The sequence below is a fragment of the Actinophytocola sp. genome (assembly GCF_009379765.1).
Classification (GTDB): Bacteria; Actinomycetota; Actinomycetes; order Mycobacteriales; family Pseudonocardiaceae; genus Actinophytocola.
Genome location: NZ_WHTD01000009.1, coordinates 35,975 through 54,890 on the forward strand (window position 1 = coordinate 35,975; position 18,916 = coordinate 54,890).

Genomic DNA, 18,916 nt, shown 5'->3' on the forward strand with positions numbered 1-18,916 from the left:
GATGTCATGCCGGCATGAGTGATCAGCTGCCCGGTCACGCCGCCCTCCGCCCCGGGTCGGAGGCGAGTCCGAGTCGGCGCAGGCCGATGTCGTGGAACTCGCTGTTGAGATCGATCCCGATGTAGGAGCGGCCAAGCTGGCGGGCGGCCATACCGGTGGTCGCGGCGCCACTGAACGGGTCGAGCACAACCCCGCCCGCGGGACACCCAGCGGCGATGCACCGCAGCGGGATGTCGATCGGAAACGCGGCGAAGTGCGCCTCGCGCAGCGGCCGGGTGGCAAGCGGCCACACGTCGCCGGGATTCTTGCCCCGCGGGTGGCCGGCGCTGTGCCGCATCCCGGTCGGGCGCATCGCGTCACCGGGTGAGCGCGAGGTGAAAGGCTCGGTGGTGGAGAACTTGCCGTAGACAGTATGTCCCCGGCGACGCGCGGTGGCGCCGATTCCGGCGTGGCGCCCCTTGTTGGACCCGCCGATGACGGTGCCCTCGGTGAGGGCTTCGGGACGCGCGAGGGGTTCCCTGACCGCGTCCAGGTCGAAGTAGTAGCGCTGCTGTTTGGTGAGCAGAAAGATCGTCTCGTAGCGGTTCGACAACCGGTCCCGCACGGATTCCGGCATCGCGTTGGGCTTGTGCCAGACAATCGCGTTCCGCAGAATCCAGCCATCCCGCTGGAGCGCGAACGCCACCCGCCACGGCATCCCGATGAGGTTCTTGCGGGGAACCACACGGGTACGCACCACCCCGGCGCGGCGCACCGACTCCCGCAACGGCGCCGCAGCGCTCCTGCCGGACAGGGTGCTGGCGCGCATCGGATCGCGGGTGCGGCCGGGCGGATCGGCGGAATAGGAATCGCCGAGGTTCAACCACACGGTTCCGGTATCGACCAGCACACGGCGCAGCTCGGCGAACACACTGCGGAGCCGGTCGACGTAACCGTCCGGAGTGGACTCCACACCATGTTGCTGATCCTCGCGATACGCGCCGCAGCGATGGCACCGCCGTGGAACTCCGTCGCGGTGCGCGGCCGACGCCAGAGCACTCGTGAGGTGTGGGCAGTCCGGATCGCCACCGACCCATCGGGCGGTGTTGTAGTCCCGCAGGCCCCAGTACGGTGGCGAGGTCACCACAGACTGCACCGAGTCGTCCGGCAAACCGGCGACGGTGCCGGTGGCGTCTCCGGTGTAGAGGGTGACGGTGTCGTCCTGGTAGTAGCGCTCGGGCATCGAGCAACCTCCCGACTTCTGCTGAGGGTTGAGATAGCGGTCCGGGTTGCGGTCACGCCGCCACGTCGACAGCCGCGTCCACTGTCTTGAGTGAGCGCCCCAGCCGGTCATGCCAGGCGAGGGCGAAGCGCAGGCAGTTGGATTCGCTGCGGTGGCTGGGTGAGCAGCCGGGCACGTAACGGCCCTGACGACTCCACGACGCGGAATCCGCACTGGACATGGTCTCGGCATAGCGAGCCAGCCCGGTGATCTTGACACCGAACCCGTGCAGCCGCAGGCCACGCGCGGCCAGGGAGCGCATGATCTGCTCAACATCAGCGGTGTGCTGACGCCGGCACACGCTGCCCACCCCGACCAGCGGCAGTGCCGCCAGGTCGACGCCGAGCCGTTCGTAGATGTCGGCGCAGCGGTGGTAATCCGCGACCGTCTGGCCTTGAAGCACGGGGATGATCGGCAGGTCGGGTGCGAGCTCACGCAACCGGAGGTAGTTGGTGACGGTGCGGTGTTGGTGGGTGCGCACGGTTGCGCCGGTGCGGGCCAGGACGTGCTGTTCGGTCATGTGGTCCATCGGCGCGGCCCAGGCGAGGTGGCCGATCTCGGTCGCGTAGCGGCGGACCGCAGTGACGTAGGCGCGTTCGTCGGTGCGCCACCGCCCGTGAAGGGACAGTTCGGTGAAGCCACCTGAGTCGCAGGCCCATGGTCCGGTGGCGCGGGGAAGGCTCCGGCGTCCGGCCAGCCTTCGGTGGGAGACCAGCAGCGGGACACCCAGGTCTCTGGCGAGCCAGGCGGGTTGGTGGGTGCCGAGATAGAACCTCATCGCGCCACCGCCCGACGACGTTGCCCACCGGCCTGGAGCGTCGCGACCGTGAGCACGGTCGCGACCGTCTTGCCAACGATCTGGCCGGGCACCGCGGTGAAGGACCCGAACGCCAGCGGCACGAACAGCACGCTGTCGACCAACAGCCCGATGATGTTCGAGCCCACCACCGCGCGCAGCCGTGACCGGGCGCGGAGCCGGGCGTAGACGGCCGAGTCGAGGAGTTCGGACACCGTGAACGCGACCACGCTGGCGGTGGCGATCTGCGGGGTCGCGAGCAGCCAGGACAGCGCGGCCCCGACCGTGATCGCGGCGGCCACGCCGCGGGCGCCGAGGGCGTCGTGCAGCAGGTCCCGCAGGGTGAACGTCGCTCCCGCCCACAGCGTCCCCGCGGGCACGACCAGCGACCCGATGAGCAGGGCGGTCCAGTGGGTAGACGCCCAGTTCGCGGCGACGACCGTGCCGATGTAAGCGGCCACCACGGCAAGACCCGTCCCGGTGACCTGGTGAGCCGCCACCGCGGCGTGCTCGGCATGGTCATGTGGTTCCGCGCTCCGGGCGCGCCGGGTTCGCGTCGTCATGCCGCGCGCTCCGCGGTGACCGGCGCGCCGGAGCGGCACGACCACGGCGAGCAGCCGTCCGGGTCGGCGTCCTCCGCCGGGTCGGCGGCGACGAGCCGCAGATGCCGCTTGGTCGCGGCGGCGGGCGGGTCGAGGTCGACCTGGTCGAGTGGCTGGCAGGAGCGGTGCAGGAAGTACTGCCCGCGTAGTTTCTGGCCTTGTTCGGTGGCGCGCGGGTAGCCGTGGCGGATGGCCTTGTCGAACTCGACCGCCTCACGCCAGCCGTCGGGATCGTTGTCGCGGATCCAGCGCCAGCCGGCGTTTCCGTGAAACGGGCAACCCACACACGCGGATCGCACCGTGTTCCCGAAACCGCGTTCGGCGAGGTACTCCGCACAGGCGGCGCGGTCCCAGCCGAGTTCGATGAGCGGGAACACGTTGCGCAGATATTTCACACCCGAGTCTTTCGCGCGCGTGAACTCATCGGTGCTGATTCCGATAGCCTGCTCGACGTACACTCCGCGTGGAATCCGACCGGGATGCGGACAGCCGAGAAGGTGGCGTGCCGCCTTCTTCAGCGGGATAACTTTATATTCGCTCGTACATTGTCTGCGCGCGAGCCCTCGGGAGCCGTCCGCGTTCAGAACATGCAACGGCATCGACACGAATCGGTGTTCTGGGTCGAGCGCGTCGGTGCGGATATTGCCTGCCGAGACCGTGCGCACCGGAATACCAGCTTGCTCGGCATGGACGCGCAGCCGGGCGAGATTCTCGTAGACCTTGCGTGGCTCCCACCCGGTGTCGGCAAACAGCGCATAGTCGAATCGCGGAATCACGCCATCGCAGGCCAGCAACAACACGCAGGTGCTTTGCACGCCGGCTCCAAGCGAGAGCAGTCGCAAGGCTGGGCGAGAATCAGAAGTAGGGGTTCGGCTGGTCATGCCGCGTTCGCCTCCCGCCCGTCGCTGGACAGTTCGGCGGAGGTGAGCGCGGCGAGGTCGGCCAGCAGCAGCGACACTGCGTAGGCCGCCTGCTGCGGGACCACGCCGTTGCCCAGCGCTCGTAGCTGGGCGGTGCGGGGCAGGGGAAGATCGGTCACGAAGCCTGGCGGGAGCCCCATCAGGTGCTCCACGAACCGCGGAGCGAGAACGGGGCGGCCGTGCCGACCTGACTGGGTGGGGAACGGCGTACGACGCCCAGTCACGCGCTCCCACCGATGGATGGCGTCCGAGTAGGCACCCCAGTCCACGGCCTGATCATCGGCTGGAGCGGGAGCCCCGCCGCCCGGTGGGTCCTCGACGGCTATGAGGTGACGTTTCCGGCGGGGTCGGCCACCAGGCGGATCACCGCCGACGGCAGCATCAGGTCGCCCTTGGAGCCCCGCTGCGCCGGGCAGCCCTTCGTCCCGTCCGTTGCTCGCGGCGTCGGCAACAACGCCTCCGAGTTCGGCAGGGTGGCCACCAGCGGGAGGACCTGCTGCGACAGCGGCGGTCGAAACCCCGCACCCGCCCTGCGTCCCACTGTTCCGGTGTCCGACGCTCGTGGTGTTGGCAGCAGCCGTGCCTGGTCGGGCAGGGACGGTCCGCCCCGCTGGGTGCGATGGGTGCAGTTCTTCGCATCGGAGGCGGTTGGTGTGGGCAGCAGCCGCACCGCGATCGAGAGAGGCATGCCCATCCCGTTCCCGTTGATCGCCCTGACCCGGTGTCGGTCGCGGCGCGCCAACCAGTGGGTGGGGTTCTCGCTGTCGTTGGGGTTGATCGCGGTGGGTGTTGGGAGCAGACGCAGCCGGTCCAGCAACGACCGGCCACCCTGCCGGCTCGTCGCGCTGAGGCCGTTGGAACTTCCGTCGTGTGCGGTCGGCGTGGGCAACGTCCCCGTATCCGGAATGCTGGACGCGCTGGCGGGGCCACGCGAGCAGGAATACCCTCTCCCTGCGGTGCGCGGCGCCGACGTCGGCGGCGCGGACGCTACGCCAGAGCGCGTCATACCCCACTTCGGCCAGGTCGCCGAGTACACGGTGGAGACCTCCACCCTTCCAGCGAAGCGCGGCGACGTTCTCCACCACGACGAGTGCGGGTCGTAGTAGGCGAAGGGCCGCCACGATGTCGGTCCACAGGCCACTGCGTGCGCCTTTCTCGATACCCAGCCGGCGTCCGGCGGCGGAGATGTCCTGACAGGGAAACCCGGCGGTGAGCATGTCCACGGGTTCCACGGCGGTCCAGTCGATGGCGCGGATGTCGCCGAGGTTCGGCACGCCGGGCATCCGGACGGCGAGGATGGCGGTGATGTGCGGGTCGGGGTCGGCGCACCAGGCGACGCGGCCGCCGCCGAGCGCGGCGAGGACACCGAGGTCGAGTCCGCCGTAGCCGGTGCACACCGAACCCACGACCGGCCCCGTCGCGGCGGCGGTGGCGACGGGTCGCCTCGTGCCGCGCGTGGTGCGGCGTGGTCGGGTGCTCATGCCGCCCCGCTCTCCGGCACGCCCGATCCACCTCTCGGGTGTCCGGCATGTCGCGCCCAGCCGTCCTCGCGCTGCGTGCCGATGAGGTCGCGTTGGATGACGCCGCCGCGCGCTGCGGGGGTGTGCTTCGCGAGGGTGGCCGCGGCGTGGGCGAATGTCCGGGCGTCGATGAGGGCCCGGTGGGCGCCCGGACCGGAGGTGATCCAGTGCTCGGGTGGCACGGGGCGGCCGTGTCGGGTGCGGCCCCAGACGGTGCGGCCGGTGTAGACGGGGTTGCTCAGGATGGTGTGGACAATGCCGACGGTCCACCGGCGAGGTCCGCCGGTGGCGGGGTCGGTCGGGGGTGGGCAGTGGTCGGGGTCGGCGGTCAGCCGGTCGACGATCGCGGGCAACGACAGGTGCTCGCCGAGCCGCCAGGAGTAGACGGCCCGGACTGCCGGCGCGGTGCGCGGGTCGGGTTGCAGCCGGGTCCCGGCGGCGCCGGATCGGTGGTGGCTGTGGACGGCCCGGTAGCCGTAGGGCGCTCCGCCGATGTGGTGGCCGGAGCGGACCAGGGCGATGATCCGCTCGCGGGCTTGGCGGGTGGTGTGTGCGTGGTAGCCGGCGATGATTCGCGACCGGATCTGGTCGGCCGTCGAGGCCCGAAGTTCGCCGTGCGTGGGAGCCGTCGCGTGCGGTGACGTGGTTGACGCTGCGGCTGGTTCTGCGTCCGTGGCGGCTGGATCGGGGTGGGTGGGCCGGGTGGTGGGGTGGCCGAACCATCGGTGCCAGAGGCGCCGCCAACGCGGTCGGCAGCAGCTTCGAGTGGACATGACGGATGTCTCCCTGTCGGGTGAGGTGACGTCGCGAGGACTCCGGCGTCGGCAGTGGGTATGGGTGAGTGGGAGCGCGGTTTATGCGGCGGCCAGAGCGGATCGCGATGCGCGGGTTCGGTGGTGGCGGCGAGGCAGCGCGGGCAGCGGCGGGATTGGCTGTGTGAGTGCCGGATCGGCGGCCTCGGGATCGGCGCGGAACACGAGCGCTGTGTGGTGCGCCGACAGCGCACAGGGGTGGCCGGTGGCGTGTTCGATGCGGGTGGCGGTGCGGGCGTTGGGCGAGGGTGGCGTGGGTGAGCACGCGCGGTCCGCGGGCCCCGGCGGTGAGCGCGAGGCACCGGGTGATCGGGGCGAGTCCGGCGGCGCTGCCGAGGGTGAGGAGCTGGCTGGGCAGGTCGAGGAGGTCGTGCCGCGTGGGGTGGCGCCGCGGCGCGAGGGTGATCACGACGTGCCCGCCGGGGCGGATCAGCGGACGGCACTCGGCCAGCAGTGCCCGGAGGCGGTCGAGCCCGGCGGTCGGGTCACCTGCCGGGTCGCTGCTGGGGCTGGTCGGTCGCAGGGTGGTCAGCAGGAGATCGACGCGGCCGGTGAGCCCGGCGGTCTGGGCGGCGGCCACGGTGCCGGGGCGACGGTCGAGGATGAGGACCATGCCGTCGGTGGGCGCGCCCACCGTTTTGGTGGCGGTGACGTTGGCGCGGGCCAGGCGCCACCACCGCCGCCGCGCGGTCAGTCCGATGGCGTGGCGCCCCGCGCGCAGGGCTTCCACGATGGTGGTTCCGGCGCCGCAGTCCGGGTCGAGCACGATGTCGCCGCGTCGGGTGAACAGTGTGATGGCGTGCTCGGCGATGGCCGGAGCCATCAGCGCAGAGTCGGTGACGGTGGCGTGGTGGTAGCCGCGGTCGGCCAACTGGGCGTCCAGGCCACGGGTGCCGGTGGGCCACACCGAGGCCAGCGATGGGGCCCACGCTGGGGCAGACGACTGGTCCCCCACCGGCCGGGAGGGCGGACGGGTGGGGTGGTCATTCATCCGAGGTCTCCCCTCGTTCGGCGGCGACCGTTCCGGCGTGCCCGCCAGTGGGCGCGGGCGTGGCGGAAGGCACGGGACCGAACAGCAGAAGGTCGTGGTGCACCGCGCGCGGGAGCGGCGGCTCGGCGACGGACGTGGTTGCGAGCGACGAACCGGCCGGCCCGGCGGGCAGGGGGTCGGTGAGGACGGCGATGTGGTCGAGCCATCCCCTCCGTTGACTACGGACAGCACCCACGATGGCCGAGAGCGGATCGAGTAGACGATCACCTCGAATGTCACTACGAGTGATAGTCGCGAGGGTTCCGGTGGGGGTCAGCGCGGTGTCCCAGTCGGTGTGGGCGAGCCAGTCGGCGGTGTGCGGATGGACCGCGGTGATGATCAGATCGAACCGGTCGTCGGGTCGGTGGGCGGCGCGACCGGGGCGGGACTCGGACTCGCGATGACGGTCGGTCGGCGTGCGCAGGCCGAGCCGACTGGGTCGGGGTCGCGACCCCGACTCGGTCTCGTCTCGGCCGGTCGAGTCGGCGGGGTCGCATCGGTAGTCCGGGGTGGGTGCCGCGGTCGCGGTGTCGGCGCCGCGGCCGAGTCGGATGACCGTCCAGACCGCCTCGGTCAGTCCGGCGTAGGGGTCAGCCTCACGTGCCCCACCGGGCGCCGCGGAGCCGACCGTCAGCCCGCGCGGGGGCGCGGGTGGAGCGAGCAGAAGGACACGGTCTCCGGGGCGGGTGTACCCGGTGACGAGGGTGACGATCACGCGTCCGAGCCACCCCGCCAGCCGCGCCGTGCCGGGCAGTGGTTCGGCACCGGCGAAGGGCCACAGCGTGGCCGGGCGGGGCGAGAACGCGCGTCGGCGTGCGGGTGTGGGGGTGACGGCGCCGTGCCGGCCGTGGACCGTCCGCGCCGGGGCGATGGAGTCGTGGCGGAGTGGGCGGCGGTGGTGGTGCCGGTGGTGGCGGGCGCAGTCGCCATGGGGTGTCGGCGTCATCGGTGGCCTTCCTCGCGGCGTGGTCTGCCAAGTCACCCCAAGAGGCGGGTTTCAGGGCCGTTTTTCGACACCAAGCGCAGATTTCCGGCGAATTCTTCACGCGCGTCGGTTAAACGGTGACTCTGACGTCTATGGCGCCCACCCAGGTGGCCTCATTATTTCCCCGCTGGTCACCGCGCCTGAATCACATCCACAGTCCGGCACCAGCCGGTGACCGCATCCCACGGCGACGAGGTTCAAGATCTCTAGCGGGGCGACGCCGGCGATCTGCCGCCATCCCGCCCTCGGCGGCGCTTGGCCCCTACTAAGACGTCACTAAGAAGCTCTTAAACCCGCTGCTCAAGCAGCTACTAAGAGTCGCCCGTGTGCGTCGCCGACCGCGCCTCGAAGTCGATCGACCTGAATCCTTCCAGTCCGCGGGTTTAGTAGCTCGAATCACCTCAGCAAAAGATCATCATTGTTCTTTTCTTGTTCTTTTCTTGTCGATGTTCTGGCGTCCTGACGGGGTCCATTCCACACGACCCAAACAGGAGCCGGTTCTCATGAATGACGACTTCGTTTCCGCACCTGGCGAGCGGAATCGTGAGGGGCATGAATGGTTGCCGTTGGATACAGCGCGGGATGCCTTCCAATGGCTGGTGACCGGGCCGAAGCCGATGGCTGTCCACGGCGCGCGGTTCACCGGCTTGCCGCGGCGGCGGGTGCCGCTGGACGAACTGCGGGACCGGCTGATGAGCAAGCGGTGCCCGCCCCGCACGCGTGATGACGTCTGGGCGCACCTGGTGCTGCGGTCCCGCGCGCGGGGTGGGGCGTGGACGGTGGCGTGCGTCGGGATGGCGCTGCCCTCGCTGGCCTCCAGTTCCCGGTGGCTGGCCGCCCGGTTTCGGGGGGATCGAGCCGACGTTCACGCCGCCGTGTTGGCCGGGTTCCTGGAGGCGCTGACCACGGTGGATCTGGCCGATCCCGGCATCGTGGTCCGGTTGCACTACGCCGCGCGCCGCGCCGGACAGGCCGCTCTGGAGGAGTCCCTCGATGCCCCGGCGCCGGCCGGATCAGGCTACCGATCCACCGCCCCTCGCCCGCCCCACGGCCACCCCGACCTCGTCCTCGCGCGGGCAGTCGACGAGCGGATTCTCACCCCAACCGAAGCTGAGTTGATCTCGGCCACGCGGCTGGGCGAGACGTCGGTGACCGAATGGGCCCACGCCCACGGCGCGGCCCCGAAGACCGCGTTCAAGGCGCGCGACCGGGCCGAGGACCGACTCGTGTCCTGGCTGCGCGAACAGGCGTCCGAGCCCGACTCCGACGACCCGGTCGCCGATGCCGCGCTGACCGCCATCGCTGCCGGCACCACCGACCCACCGTCCGACGAGCCACCAGAAATATCACGGGCTGTGAGCGGTCGTCGTCGCAACGGCCGCCCGGCCGACTCGAAGAAATCGTCACGCCTGGTGTCGAAAAACGACCCGAAATCCGGCCTCTTGGGGTGCGGGGAGACCCCACCCAACTCTCCGCGTACCGCCGAGGGCCAGCCGATTTCGGAGGTGCGCCGATGCGCGTGACACCGCACACCCACCCCAACCACATTCCACCCGCGACGGTCTCGCATAACCGATCCCCGGTGCGCCGGACCTCCGGCCGGCGCATGCCTCGCCCAGCCACGGAGGCCGCGGTGGCCATCGAGCCGACTCGCTCCATCCCGGCGATTCATCGGAAGGCTGCCCGGCCGATGGCGGCCCGGAGGTCCCTACGTCTGGGTCGGCCGTTCGCCATCACCGTGCTCGGGGCGCTGCTGCTGAGTCTGGTGGCGGCCGATTCAGCGCTGGCCGAGACCGTGGTGCTCGCGCAGGCTCAGAGCGTTTCTGGTGTCTTCACCAACATCCGCAACTGGTTGATTGGGATCTTGGCTGGCCTGGCGACGGTGTTCCTCACCATCGGCGGCGTCCGGTACCTGATGGCCAGCGGCGACCCCGGCGAGGTGGAGAAGGCCAAGCAGGCGTTCAAGTCGGCGGGGTGGGGTTACGGACTGGCGGCGCTCGCGCCGCTGGTCGTGGAGATCCTCAAAGGGATTGTCGGGGCCTGAGCGATGGCCACCAGCACCCCGCCCACGGTCCGCCCGCATCGCCGATCCAGCGGCTCGGTCGAGACCGCCGCCACCGCGGATCGGGTGATGCTCTCCCCGGTCACGGATGCCGGAGACGGCCGGCCGTCGACGGGGCGACGGCGTTGGCGCATGGGCTGGATGCTGGCGCTGGGCCTGACGGTGCTCCTCGGCGCCGCACTCTCGATCAGCGCCGCCGCGTCCCCCAGCGTCGCATCTCCCGGTGCCGGATCGGCTGCCGCCCAGCCCGCCCCGACTCCACCGCTACCGCCGTTTCCCCCGGTGGACAACGACTGCATTCCGGGGACGATCTGCACGCCAGTCACCACGACCGAGCCCGTCCCGACGACGCTGCCACCGCTGCCGACAGAGCAGCCGGAGCCACTGCCGCCGTGTGACCCAACCCTGCCGATGCAGCCCTGCCAGCCCTCAGGCGCGCCGACTCCCACCACGCCGTGTACCGGTGAGGACTGCATCCCGCAGCCGACCACGCCCTCACCGGACACGGGCGAGGAACCGGGACAGCCAGAAGGTGACTCCGGCGAGGCTGATTGCGGGTTCACCGACATCGGCGGATGTATCACCAACGCGATCAACGCGTTGTTCAAGAGCCTGGTCGACGCCGCGCTCTCACCGATCCTCGAACTGCTCAGCCACACCGCGCTGTCCACACCCACGCTCGATCAACTGCCCGGGATCGGCGAGTTGTGGAACAACTCATGGCAGCTCGTGCTCGCCTCCTACGGGCTGCTGATCCTGGTCGGCGGCATCGTGGTGATGACCCACGAGAGCATCCAGACCCGCTATTCGATCAAGGAGATCGGGCCGCGGATCCCGATCGGGTTCCTGGCCTCGATGCTGTCGCTGTTCTTCGCCGACAAGTTCATTCGCATCGCCAACGCGCTGTCCCAAGCCGTGCTCGGAGACGGGGTGAACGCTCCCTCGCTCGGGTCAGGTCTAAGCGAGGCGGTCGCGGGGGCAACCTCGGGTGGGCTGTTCATCATCCTGATGGGCCTGGTGCTCGTCGTGGTCGGTATCGGGCTGCTGATCGTCTACGTGATCCGGGTCGTCATCACCCTGATCCTGATCATCTCCGGCCCACTGTTCCTGATGTGTCACTGCCTACCGCACACCGACCCGCTGGCCCGCTGGTGGTGGAAAGCGCTGGCCGCGACACTGGCGATTCAGGTCGCCCAATCGCTGGTGCTGATCACCGCCGTACGCACGTTCCTGTCCGGCGGGGTCCACCTGTTCGGCTCCACCCTGTCCGCGCTCGGGACGGTGGTGTCCGCGATCGCATTGTTCTTCATCCTGTTCAAGATCCCGTTCTGGCTGCTGTCCGCGGTCAAGGTCAGCAACGGCCGCTCCCTGCTCGGCGGCCTGGCCCGCGCCTACATCGCGGCGAAGACATTCGGCATGATCGCCGGCAAGTCCGGCGCCTTCGGCAAGGCCGGCACGGCCACAGCCGCCACGAGCTCCGGTGGCGGCAGAGGCGGAACACCAGCCGATCCGCCGCTGCCTGCCCAGCCACGCATCGCGCCCACCCCCGAGGCGGTCAACAGGCGGCTGCGGGAGCGGTACGACGCCGAACGCGTCCGCGCCGCCCGCCGATCACGGTTGCCGTCTCAGGCACCGCGGTTCCTGCAACCCGGAGCGCAGGCCACCACCCACGACCCCGCCATCAGCCCGGCGACCCAGGGACCAGCCGTACCCGAATTCAGCTCCGCGCCGACCGACACGACCACGCCGCCCATGGCATCCCGCCGCGGCGGGCACCCTGCGGCGGCACCCCGGTTCCAGACGCCCAGTGCACCGCGCCGCGCGTCAACGCAGGCACCGGCACAGCCACCAGCGCGACCTATCCAGGTGGCCTCCGTCCCGCCGCCGCTACGGTTCCAGCCGGCCACATCCGAACCGGCCCAGCTGTCGCGCCCGGCCACAGCGTCTTCGCCGCCTCCCACTACACCAGCGTTCCGGCAGACCCACCCCGAGCCGCGCGTCGGCGACGCCCGCCCACGGACCCCGTCCGTGCCGCCGGTCGCGTTCCGCGCACCCACACCCACCCGAAGGGGCGAGAGGACATGAGCCAGCCGGTAAGGATTCCCGCTGACGTCGACCGCGAAGATCGCGTCCTGGCCAATCTCACCGCGCGCCAGCTCGCGATCCTGGCGGTGACCGGGATCGTGCTCTACGGCGGCTGGACACTCACCCGCGCCGTCCTGCCCACACCGGTGTTTCTCATCGTCGCGGTGCCTATCGGGGTTGCCACCGCCGTGCTGGCCTTGGGCCAACGCGACGGCGTGTCGCTGGACCGGCTGCTGCTGGCCGCGATCCGACAGCGGCTGCAACCCCGCCACCGCGTCGCCGCCCCCGAAGGGGTGCGCCCGGCACCGGAGTGGCTGACCAGCCAGGTCGCCAACAGCGACCGGGACGCGACATCAGCTGAGCGCGAGTCCGGGATCTTCCCGGCGGCCCTGCGGCTGCCTGCCGAGGGAGTGACCGACGCCGGTGTTGTCGATCTCGGCCCTGATGGTGTCGCGGTGGTCGCTGTCGCCTCGACGGTGAACTTCGCCCTGCGGACACCGGGCGAGCAGCAGGCGCTGGTCGCCAGCTTCGGGCGATATCTGCACAGTTTGACCGCGCCAGTGCAGGTGCTGATTCGCGCCGAACGGCTGGACCTGTCCGGGCAGATCGCCGAACTGCGGGAGGCCGCGCCAGGGCTGCCGCACCCGATGTTGGAGGCGGCGGCCCGCGAGCACGCCGACTACCTCGACCAGCTCCGCCAAGCGACCGACCTTCTGCGCCGTCAGGTGCTGGTGGTGCTGCGCGAACCCCTGCGGGCCGCCGGGCCGACCGATGGGCTCGGCGGCGGCTCACCGCTGGCCGCGTTCCGCGCCCGGCGGGCGCGGGCCCGCACGACCGGAGTGAGCGAGAGTGCGCGGCGCGCGGCGGAAACCCGGTTGGTGCGGCGCGTGGGCGAGGCCACCGAACTGCTCTCGCCGGCCGGGCTCACCGTCACCCCGCTGGATGCCGGGCAGGCCACCGCCGTGCTCGCCGCCGCCTGTAACCCCGACTCGCTGATCCCGCCGAGCGCCGGGTTGGCCGGCGCGGACGAGGTCATCACGACAGCCGCACCGGACACCAACGACGACGGGCCGATGACCACGGCACGCCCGGCACCGAGCGAGGTCGACGACTGGGACGGGAGTGACCTATGACCGGCAAGATCAGCCGCAACCGGCGCGGAACGACACGACCGCGTGCCTCCAGCGCGGCTCCGTTGGGACGGGCCAGCGCGTTCACCCCGGACTCGCTCTCGGTGGCACCACGACACCTGGAAGTCGGCGGCGAGTGGGTCTCGTCGTTCGCGATCACCGGCTACCCACGCGAGGTCCATCCGGGATGGCTGCAACCCCTGCTGTCCTATCCCGGCCGCGTCGACGTCAGCCTGCATGCGGAGCCGATCGACCCGGTCACCGCAGCGAACCGGCTCAAACGCCAGCTGTCCAAACTGGAATCCGGGCGCCGGCACACCAGCGAGAAAGGCCGGCTGCTCGACCCGATGGTCGAGGCCGCCACCGAGGACGCCTACGACCTGTCGGCCCGCGTGGCTCGCGGCGAAGGCAAGTTGTACCGGGTGGGCTTGTATCTGACCGTGCACGCAGTCAGCGAGGACGCTCTCGCGAACGAGGTCGCCGCGGTGCGGTCGCTGGCCGCGTCGCTGATGCTCAACGCCCAGCCGACCACCTACCGGTCGCTGCAGGGCTGGGTATCCACCCTGCCGCTGGCGCTCGATCTGATCGGGATGCGCCGCACCTTCGACACCAGTGCGTTGGCCGCGGCGTTTCCGTTCACCTCCCCGGACCTGCCCCCGGCCGATCCGACCAGCGTGGCCGCGCCCAGCGGGGTGCTCTACGGGTTCAACGTCGGCAGCCAGGGGCTCGTGCACTGGGACAGGTTCGCCGCCGACAACTACAACAGCGTGATCCTCGGCCGCTCGGGCGCGGGCAAGAGCTACCTGGTCAAACTCGAAACCCTGCGGTCGCTGTATCGCGGGATCGAAGTCGCGATCATCGACCCCGAGGACGAGTACCGGCGCCTGTGCGAGGCCATCGGCGGAACCTACATCCACCTCGGGGGCGAGGACGTGCGGGTCAACCCGTTCGACCTGCCGATCTCGCTGCGACCGGACGGCCGGCGCACCGCGCCCAAAGACGCCGTGACTCGTCGAGCCTTGTTCCTGCACACGGTAATCGGGGTCCTGCTCGGCGCCGACCTGTCCGCGCAACAGCGGGCCATGCTGGACCGGGCGATCATGGCGACCTACCAGCAAGCGGGCATCACCAGCGACCCGCGCACCTGGAACCGCCCGGCACCACTGCTGGGCGATCTCGCCACCGTCCTCACTGACACCGACAACCCGACCGCCGTCGACCTCGGCGCACGGCTGCATCCCTACGTCCGGGGCGCGTTCTCCACGATGTTCTCCGGGCCGACCACCACCCGCCCGGAAGGGCACCTGACGGTGTTCAGCCTCCGCGACCTACCCGATGAGCTGAAACCCATCGGGACGTTGCTGACCCTGGACACGGTGTGGCGGCGGGTGTCCAACCCAGCGATCCGGCGCCCACGCCTGATCACCGTCGACGAAGCGTGGCTGCTCATGGCCGACCCCACCGGCGCCAAATTCCTCCACCGGATGGCCAAGGCCAGCCGCAAACAATGGGCCGGTTTGACCATCGCCACCCAAGATGTCGGGGACGTGCTCGGCACCGAGTTGGGCAAAGCGATCATCGCCAACGCCGCAACCCAGATTCTCCTTCGACAAGCGCCGCAGGCGATCGACGAAATCGTGGCGACATTCAACCTGTCCGAAGGCGAGAAACAATTCCTGATCTCCGCCGACAAGGGACAAGGCCTCCTAAGCACGGGAACCCAGCGGGTAGCTTTTCAATCACTGGCATCCCCACAAGAAAACGCGCTCATCACAACAGACCCGAAGTTTCTGGCAACTTTGCCGGATTCCGAAAACAACTCCGGGTGGGTGGAGCTTCCATGACTATGACTGCTGCCGTAAGTTCACGAACTCCGACAACGCGGGAAGCGGCGTCACCCTGCCTTGCATCCGGGAAGGGGGCACGGAGGCCTCGCCACGGACCTCCCGGACGGTTTGTGTGCATCCCAAATGGCATGAACGCCGAGGGCCTCAAGGGCATCCCGCATCGTTCTGAAGGCGTTGTCCGAGTAGCGCCAGTACCGTTGCTTGCCGAAGACGAACTCATGGCTGCAGGTCTCGTCAGCGTCGATCCCGAGATGATCACGCAAGGCTTTGCTCTGCGGAAGCGTCAGACCGAGCGCCTCGGCGAGCGCCGTCGGGGACCGGTGGTACTTGCGCTGCAGATCGACTTCGCGGACAGCCGCAGCCGGTACCGAGTCGTCTGCTACGAACTGCACCGGGGCACCTTGCTTCTTCGTGAAGTGAACGGTCAGGGTGATTCCGGTTCCATGGATGGCAGTCGACACTTCGTCCAGCCGCGGGAATACCTGTTCGCGTGGGGCTCCGTTTCGAATTCCTCGTTCGACTCGAAGAACGTCCTTATTGGACACTCTGGTATCCGGCTCGACGTGGGCTTCCAGCGCGAGGAGTGTGCGGATGCGGGCGCGTGCTTCGTGGCCGGCACGTCGACCGGGTTGCAGCAGGGAGGCGATCTGGCTGTATTCGTCGTCCAGGATGAGCGCGAGGTCTCGGGGTGGGTCGACCGACAACGGCAGAACCCGATAGGGCAGGTGGGTCGCGAGATTTTCGGTGAAGACACTCTGCAGCAGGTCGTCGAAGAGGGTGACGCCTGCTCGGGAGTGCAGGTAGAGCACTTGCTCGGACACGACGTTGAACCAGTGCTGCTCGTCGTCGCGCATGGCGTCGATTGCGCGGAGCGTGCCGGCGTCGGCATCGGCATCGGCATCGGCGAGCTTGATGATGGTGTTGGCCGCAGCGAGGCCGAGGCACCTGTCGAAGCCGATCGATCGGCCGGTCTGCTTATCGAAGATGTTCTTCTCGCCGGTCTGTACGAGTGCCGCTTTGAGCAGCATCTCGAAGGCGTGTTGCAGGTTCATCAGCACGCGTGTAACGCGACCTTGCTCGCGAGGGGCATTGAAGGCTTCGATGGAAGTGACCAGGGAGTCCAGAGCCTTCTGCTTGAGTACCCGGCTCTCCTGCTTGAGCTTCACCGTGCCCTCCGTTGGTCGCGAAATCACGATCATCGGCCTCTCGGAGTCGCGTGTCCAGCAAATTTCGAGCGCGGGTCAGCGGATGCTCCACTCGATCTGGCCGATGCCGGGGTGGTTGACGGTGATTGCTGACCTTCACTCGAAGGGAGTCTCGATGGTTGCCGCTCCATTTCCCGGAGCCCTCACCGCCCGCATCCCGGCGTTGGCCTCGCCGGTACAGGACTATCTCCGCGACCCCGGTGGCGCGATGCACGCGGTCCTCGTCGCGTTGCGCGAGTTCGCCGTCGCCTGGGGGCCGACCCTGGGTCCCGCGCTCGCCCTCGCGGCGACAATGGGTGTCGTCGAGCGCCGGTGGTGGCGGCGGCGTTGTCACGACCGGATGGCCACCGATGCCCGCATGGTGACTGTGCTCGCCCCGCCCACGGTGGACCCCGACGGCGCCGCGGCTTTGTACTCCAACCTGGTCGGGCTGTTGCGGCCCGGCTGGAAACGGCGGGTACACGGGCAGCCGCACATCGTGTGGGAATACGTGTTCACCCACAGCGGGGTCGCGCTGCGGTTGTGGCTACCGGGAATCGTGCCACCGGGCATGGCCGAGCGAGCGATCGAAGCGGCTTGGCCCGGTGCACACACCCGCACCACTCCAGCCAAGCCGCCGATCCCGCTCACCACTCCGCCGGGCAAGTCCGTCGAGGCCGCGGGCGGGGAGTTGCGGCTCGCCCGCAGCGAGACCCTGCCCATCCGCTCGGACTTCCCCACCGACCCGATCCGGGCACTGCTGGGCGCACCGGTCGGGCTCGCCCACCACGAGCGAGCCGTGGTGCAGATCCTGGCCCGCCCGGTCACCGGTGCCCGTGTCCGCACAGCCCGCCGCGCCGCCCGCCGAGTCCGTACGGGCAACTCGGTCCGAATGGCTGGGCGGCTGCTGGATCTCATCACCCCACACAGCGGCTCGCGGCGACCCAGCACCACCGCGAAACCGGTGACCGATCACCAGACCTCATTGGAGAACTCGGCGCAGGACCGGGTGATCGTCGCCAAGCAGCGCGGTCCCCAGTACGAGACACGCATCCGCTACGCCGTCGCCACCCTCGTTCCCAACGACATCACCGGCTCGGAGAGGGCGCCGGTGCGCGAACACCTGCGCGGACGCGGCCACGCGATCGCCTCGGCGTTCGCCGCGTTCAGCGAGCACAACTACTACCGCCGTGTCCGGCTGCGTCACCCGGTGCGGGCGGTGGCCCAGCGGCGCCTCGCCGCTGGTGACCTGCTCTCGATCGCCGAGTTGGCGGCGCTCGCGCACGTGCCCACCGACGAGGCGATCCCCGGTCTGCAACGAGCCGGCGCCAAGGCCGTCCCACCACCGCCCGGTATCGCCACCGATGGGGCCGGGGTCAAGCCGATCGGGATCACCGATTCCGGTCACCCCCGCCCGGTCGGACTGCGGGTGGCCGACGCCCGCCACCACCTGCACATCCTCGGCGCCACCGGATCCGGCAAGTCCGAGTTGATGGCCCGGATGATCCTCGACGATGCCGACGCCGGCCGCGGACTGGTCGTGGTGGACCCCAAGGGCGACCTCGTCACCGACATCCTGATGCGGCTGCCGTCCCGGCTCGGCGAGAAGGTCGTGCTCTTCGACGCCGACAGCCGCTCCCGCCCACCCGTGCTCAACCCGTTGGAAGGCGCCGACACCGCCCGCACCGTCGACAACTTGGTATCCATCTTTTCTCACGTCTACTCGTCCAGCTGGGGGCCCCGCACCGAGGACATCCTGCGCTCCGGACTCCTCACCCTGCGGGAGATGCCCGGCACACCAACACTGGTCGACCTGCCCAAGCTGCTCACGGTGCCCGCGTTCCGGCACCGCGCTCTCGACCAGATCTCCGACAGCATCCTGCTCGGGTTTTGGACCTGGTACGACGAGTTGTCCGAAGCCAGCAGAGCCCAGGTCGTGGCGCCACTGATGAACAAGCTCCGCGGGCTGCTGCTACGCCCTTTCGTCCGGGCTGCTCTCGCCGGCGGCGAGTCCACGGTCGAGATGGACGACGTGCTCGACGGTGGGATCTGCTTGGTACGTCTCGGGAAAGACGCACTCGGGATGGACACGGCCCGGTTGATGGGGTCCATTGTGGTCGCCCGGACGTGGCAGGCGGCGACCCGCCGTGCCCGGATACCGCAGCGCAAGCGCCGCGACGCCGGGCTCTACATCGACGAGTGCCACAACTTCCTGAACCTGGCCTACCCGATGGAAGACATGCTCGCCGAAGCTCGCGGATACCGGATGTCGATGACCCTCGCACACCAGTACCTACGCCAGCTTCCCCGCGAGCTGGAGGAAGGGATCTCCACCAACGCACGATCAAAGATCATCTTCACCGCGTCGCCCGAGGACGCGCGGGACCTGTCCCGCCACACCGCGCCGCGGCTCTCCGAGCACGACCTCGCCAACCTCGGCCGGTTCCACATCGCGGCACGCCTGGTGCTCGACAGCGAGGAAGCGTCGCCGTTCACCGCCGTCACCCAGAAACTGTCGCCCGCCATCCCAGGGCGCGCCAAGCAGATCCGCCAGCTCGCCAAGGTCAACACCCAGCCACGGACCGCGTCCGACACCGATCGAGGCGAGGCCGACCGGCGAACCGCGCTCGACCCGCGCCGCGCCGCCTGACTCGCCCGCCCAACCCGCTCATCCGCCGCGGC

The 18,916-nt window shown here is 69.7% G+C and carries 15 protein-coding genes and 2 pseudogenes; 6 read left to right on the forward strand and 11 right to left on the reverse strand.

Annotated features, from left to right (window positions below; translation table 11 throughout):
- Positions 1–34: 34 nt before the first annotated feature.
- From GEV28_RS04370 to GEV28_RS04415, 10 genes and pseudogenes are all read right to left on the reverse strand, one after another.
- On the reverse strand, positions 35–1,333 hold the full coding sequence (locus GEV28_RS04370) for a site-specific DNA-methyltransferase (protein ID WP_367115028.1): 1,299 nt from the start codon (positions 1,331–1,333) through the stop codon (positions 35–37).
- Positions 1,275–2,039, reverse strand: coding sequence for a hypothetical protein (locus tag GEV28_RS04375; protein ID WP_291408815.1), 765 nt, complete (start codon positions 2,037–2,039; stop codon positions 1,275–1,277). Before GEV28_RS04375 ends, GEV28_RS04370 begins: the two co-directional genes overlap by 59 nt.
- Positions 2,036–2,620, reverse strand: a complete 585-nt coding sequence (locus GEV28_RS04380) for a VUT family protein (protein ID WP_291408817.1) — start codon at positions 2,618–2,620, stop codon at positions 2,036–2,038. The genes GEV28_RS04375 and GEV28_RS04380 overlap by 4 nt, the downstream gene beginning before the upstream one ends.
- Positions 2,617–3,474 carry a hypothetical protein gene (locus GEV28_RS04385; RefSeq protein WP_291408819.1) on the reverse strand — a complete coding sequence of 286 codons (858 nt, stop codon included), beginning with the start codon at positions 3,472–3,474 and terminating at the stop codon, positions 2,617–2,619. Before GEV28_RS04385 ends, GEV28_RS04380 begins: the two co-directional genes overlap by 4 nt.
- Positions 3,475–3,536: 62 nt before the next feature.
- Entirely contained in the window at positions 3,537–3,719 is a 183-nt protein-coding gene (locus tag GEV28_RS04390) for a hypothetical protein (RefSeq protein ID WP_291408920.1), read from the reverse strand.
- Between the two features lie 182 nt (positions 3,720–3,901).
- Positions 3,902–4,267, reverse strand: a complete 366-nt coding sequence (locus GEV28_RS04395; protein ID WP_291408821.1) for a hypothetical protein — start codon at positions 4,265–4,267, stop codon at positions 3,902–3,904.
- Positions 4,268–4,553: 286 nt separating this feature from the next.
- Positions 4,554–5,060 (reverse strand): annotated as a pseudogene (locus GEV28_RS04400) (DNA cytosine methyltransferase); the annotation flags it as partial.
- Positions 5,057–5,872, reverse strand: coding sequence for a recombinase family protein (locus GEV28_RS04405; protein ID WP_291408823.1), 816 nt, complete (start codon positions 5,870–5,872; stop codon positions 5,057–5,059). The pseudogene GEV28_RS04400 and the gene GEV28_RS04405, both read right to left, overlap by 4 nt.
- 787 nt (positions 5,873–6,659) lie before the next feature.
- A pseudogene (locus GEV28_RS42130) lies at positions 6,660–6,902 on the reverse strand (site-specific DNA-methyltransferase); the annotation flags it as partial.
- Entirely contained in the window at positions 6,895–7,887 is a 993-nt protein-coding gene (locus tag GEV28_RS04415; RefSeq protein ID WP_291408825.1) for a hypothetical protein, read from the reverse strand. The gene GEV28_RS04415 and the pseudogene GEV28_RS42130, both read right to left, overlap by 8 nt.
- 542 nt (positions 7,888–8,429) lie before the next feature.
- Here GEV28_RS04415 and GEV28_RS04420 point away from each other — a divergent pair.
- From GEV28_RS04420 to GEV28_RS04440, 5 genes are all read left to right on the forward strand, one after another.
- Positions 8,430–9,449, forward strand: coding sequence for a hypothetical protein (locus GEV28_RS04420; protein WP_291408827.1), 1,020 nt, complete (start codon positions 8,430–8,432; stop codon positions 9,447–9,449).
- Positions 9,450–9,559: 110 nt separating this feature from the next.
- Positions 9,560–9,970, forward strand: coding sequence for a pilin (locus GEV28_RS04425; RefSeq protein WP_367115026.1), 411 nt, complete (start codon positions 9,560–9,562; stop codon positions 9,968–9,970).
- A 3-nt stretch (positions 9,971–9,973) separates the two neighbouring features.
- Entirely contained in the window at positions 9,974–12,073 is a 2,100-nt protein-coding gene (locus tag GEV28_RS04430) for a hypothetical protein (RefSeq protein WP_291408829.1), read from the forward strand.
- Entirely contained in the window at positions 12,070–13,206 is a 1,137-nt protein-coding gene (locus GEV28_RS04435) for a PrgI family protein (protein ID WP_291408831.1), read from the forward strand. The genes GEV28_RS04430 and GEV28_RS04435 overlap by 4 nt, the downstream gene beginning before the upstream one ends.
- Positions 13,203–15,047, forward strand: a complete 1,845-nt coding sequence (locus GEV28_RS04440) for a conjugal transfer protein TraC (protein WP_291408833.1) — start codon at positions 13,203–13,205, stop codon at positions 15,045–15,047. The genes GEV28_RS04435 and GEV28_RS04440 overlap by 4 nt, the downstream gene beginning before the upstream one ends.
- Positions 15,048–15,097: 50 nt before the next feature.
- Here GEV28_RS04440 and GEV28_RS04445 read toward each other — a convergent pair whose 3' ends face one another.
- Positions 15,098–16,216: a DUF3644 domain-containing protein gene (locus GEV28_RS04445; RefSeq protein WP_291408835.1), complete on the reverse strand. Its 1,119-nt coding sequence runs from the start codon at positions 16,214–16,216 to the stop codon at positions 15,098–15,100.
- Between the two features lie 154 nt (positions 16,217–16,370).
- On the opposite strand from GEV28_RS04445, the gene GEV28_RS04450 reads away from it, so the two are divergent.
- Positions 16,371–18,884: a DUF87 domain-containing protein gene (locus GEV28_RS04450; protein WP_291408838.1), complete on the forward strand. Its 2,514-nt coding sequence runs from the start codon at positions 16,371–16,373 to the stop codon at positions 18,882–18,884.
- The last annotated feature ends 32 nt before the right edge of the window (positions 18,885–18,916 follow it).

Excerpts from the sequence above, each read along its gene's own strand:
- GEV28_RS04370 (WP_367115028.1), bottom strand. The coding sequence starts at position 1,333 with ATGACCGGCTGGGGCGCTCACTCAAGACAGTGGACGCGGCTGTCGACG.
- GEV28_RS04375 (WP_291408815.1), bottom strand. The coding sequence starts at position 2,039 with ATGAGGTTCTATCTCGGCACCCACCAACCCGCCTGGCTCGCCAGAGAC.
- GEV28_RS04380 (WP_291408817.1), bottom strand. The coding sequence starts at position 2,620 with ATGACGACGCGAACCCGGCGCGCCCGGAGCGCGGAACCACATGACCAT.
- GEV28_RS04390 (WP_291408920.1), bottom strand. The coding sequence starts at position 3,719 with ATGGGGCTCCCGCCAGGCTTCGTGACCGATCTTCCCCTGCCCCGCACC.
- GEV28_RS04395 (WP_291408821.1), bottom strand. The coding sequence starts at position 4,267 with ATGCCTCTCTCGATCGCGGTGCGGCTGCTGCCCACACCAACCGCCTCC.
- GEV28_RS04405 (WP_291408823.1), bottom strand. The coding sequence starts at position 5,872 with ATGTCCACTCGAAGCTGCTGCCGACCGCGTTGGCGGCGCCTCTGGCAC.
- GEV28_RS04415 (WP_291408825.1), bottom strand. The coding sequence starts at position 7,887 with ATGACGCCGACACCCCATGGCGACTGCGCCCGCCACCACCGGCACCAC.
- GEV28_RS04420 (WP_291408827.1), top strand. The coding sequence starts at position 8,430 with ATGAATGACGACTTCGTTTCCGCACCTGGCGAGCGGAATCGTGAGGGG.
- GEV28_RS04430 (WP_291408829.1), top strand. The coding sequence starts at position 9,974 with ATGGCCACCAGCACCCCGCCCACGGTCCGCCCGCATCGCCGATCCAGC.
- GEV28_RS04435 (WP_291408831.1), top strand. The coding sequence starts at position 12,070 with ATGAGCCAGCCGGTAAGGATTCCCGCTGACGTCGACCGCGAAGATCGC.
- GEV28_RS04440 (WP_291408833.1), top strand. The coding sequence starts at position 13,203 with ATGACCGGCAAGATCAGCCGCAACCGGCGCGGAACGACACGACCGCGT.
- GEV28_RS04450 (WP_291408838.1), top strand. The coding sequence starts at position 16,371 with ATGGTTGCCGCTCCATTTCCCGGAGCCCTCACCGCCCGCATCCCGGCG.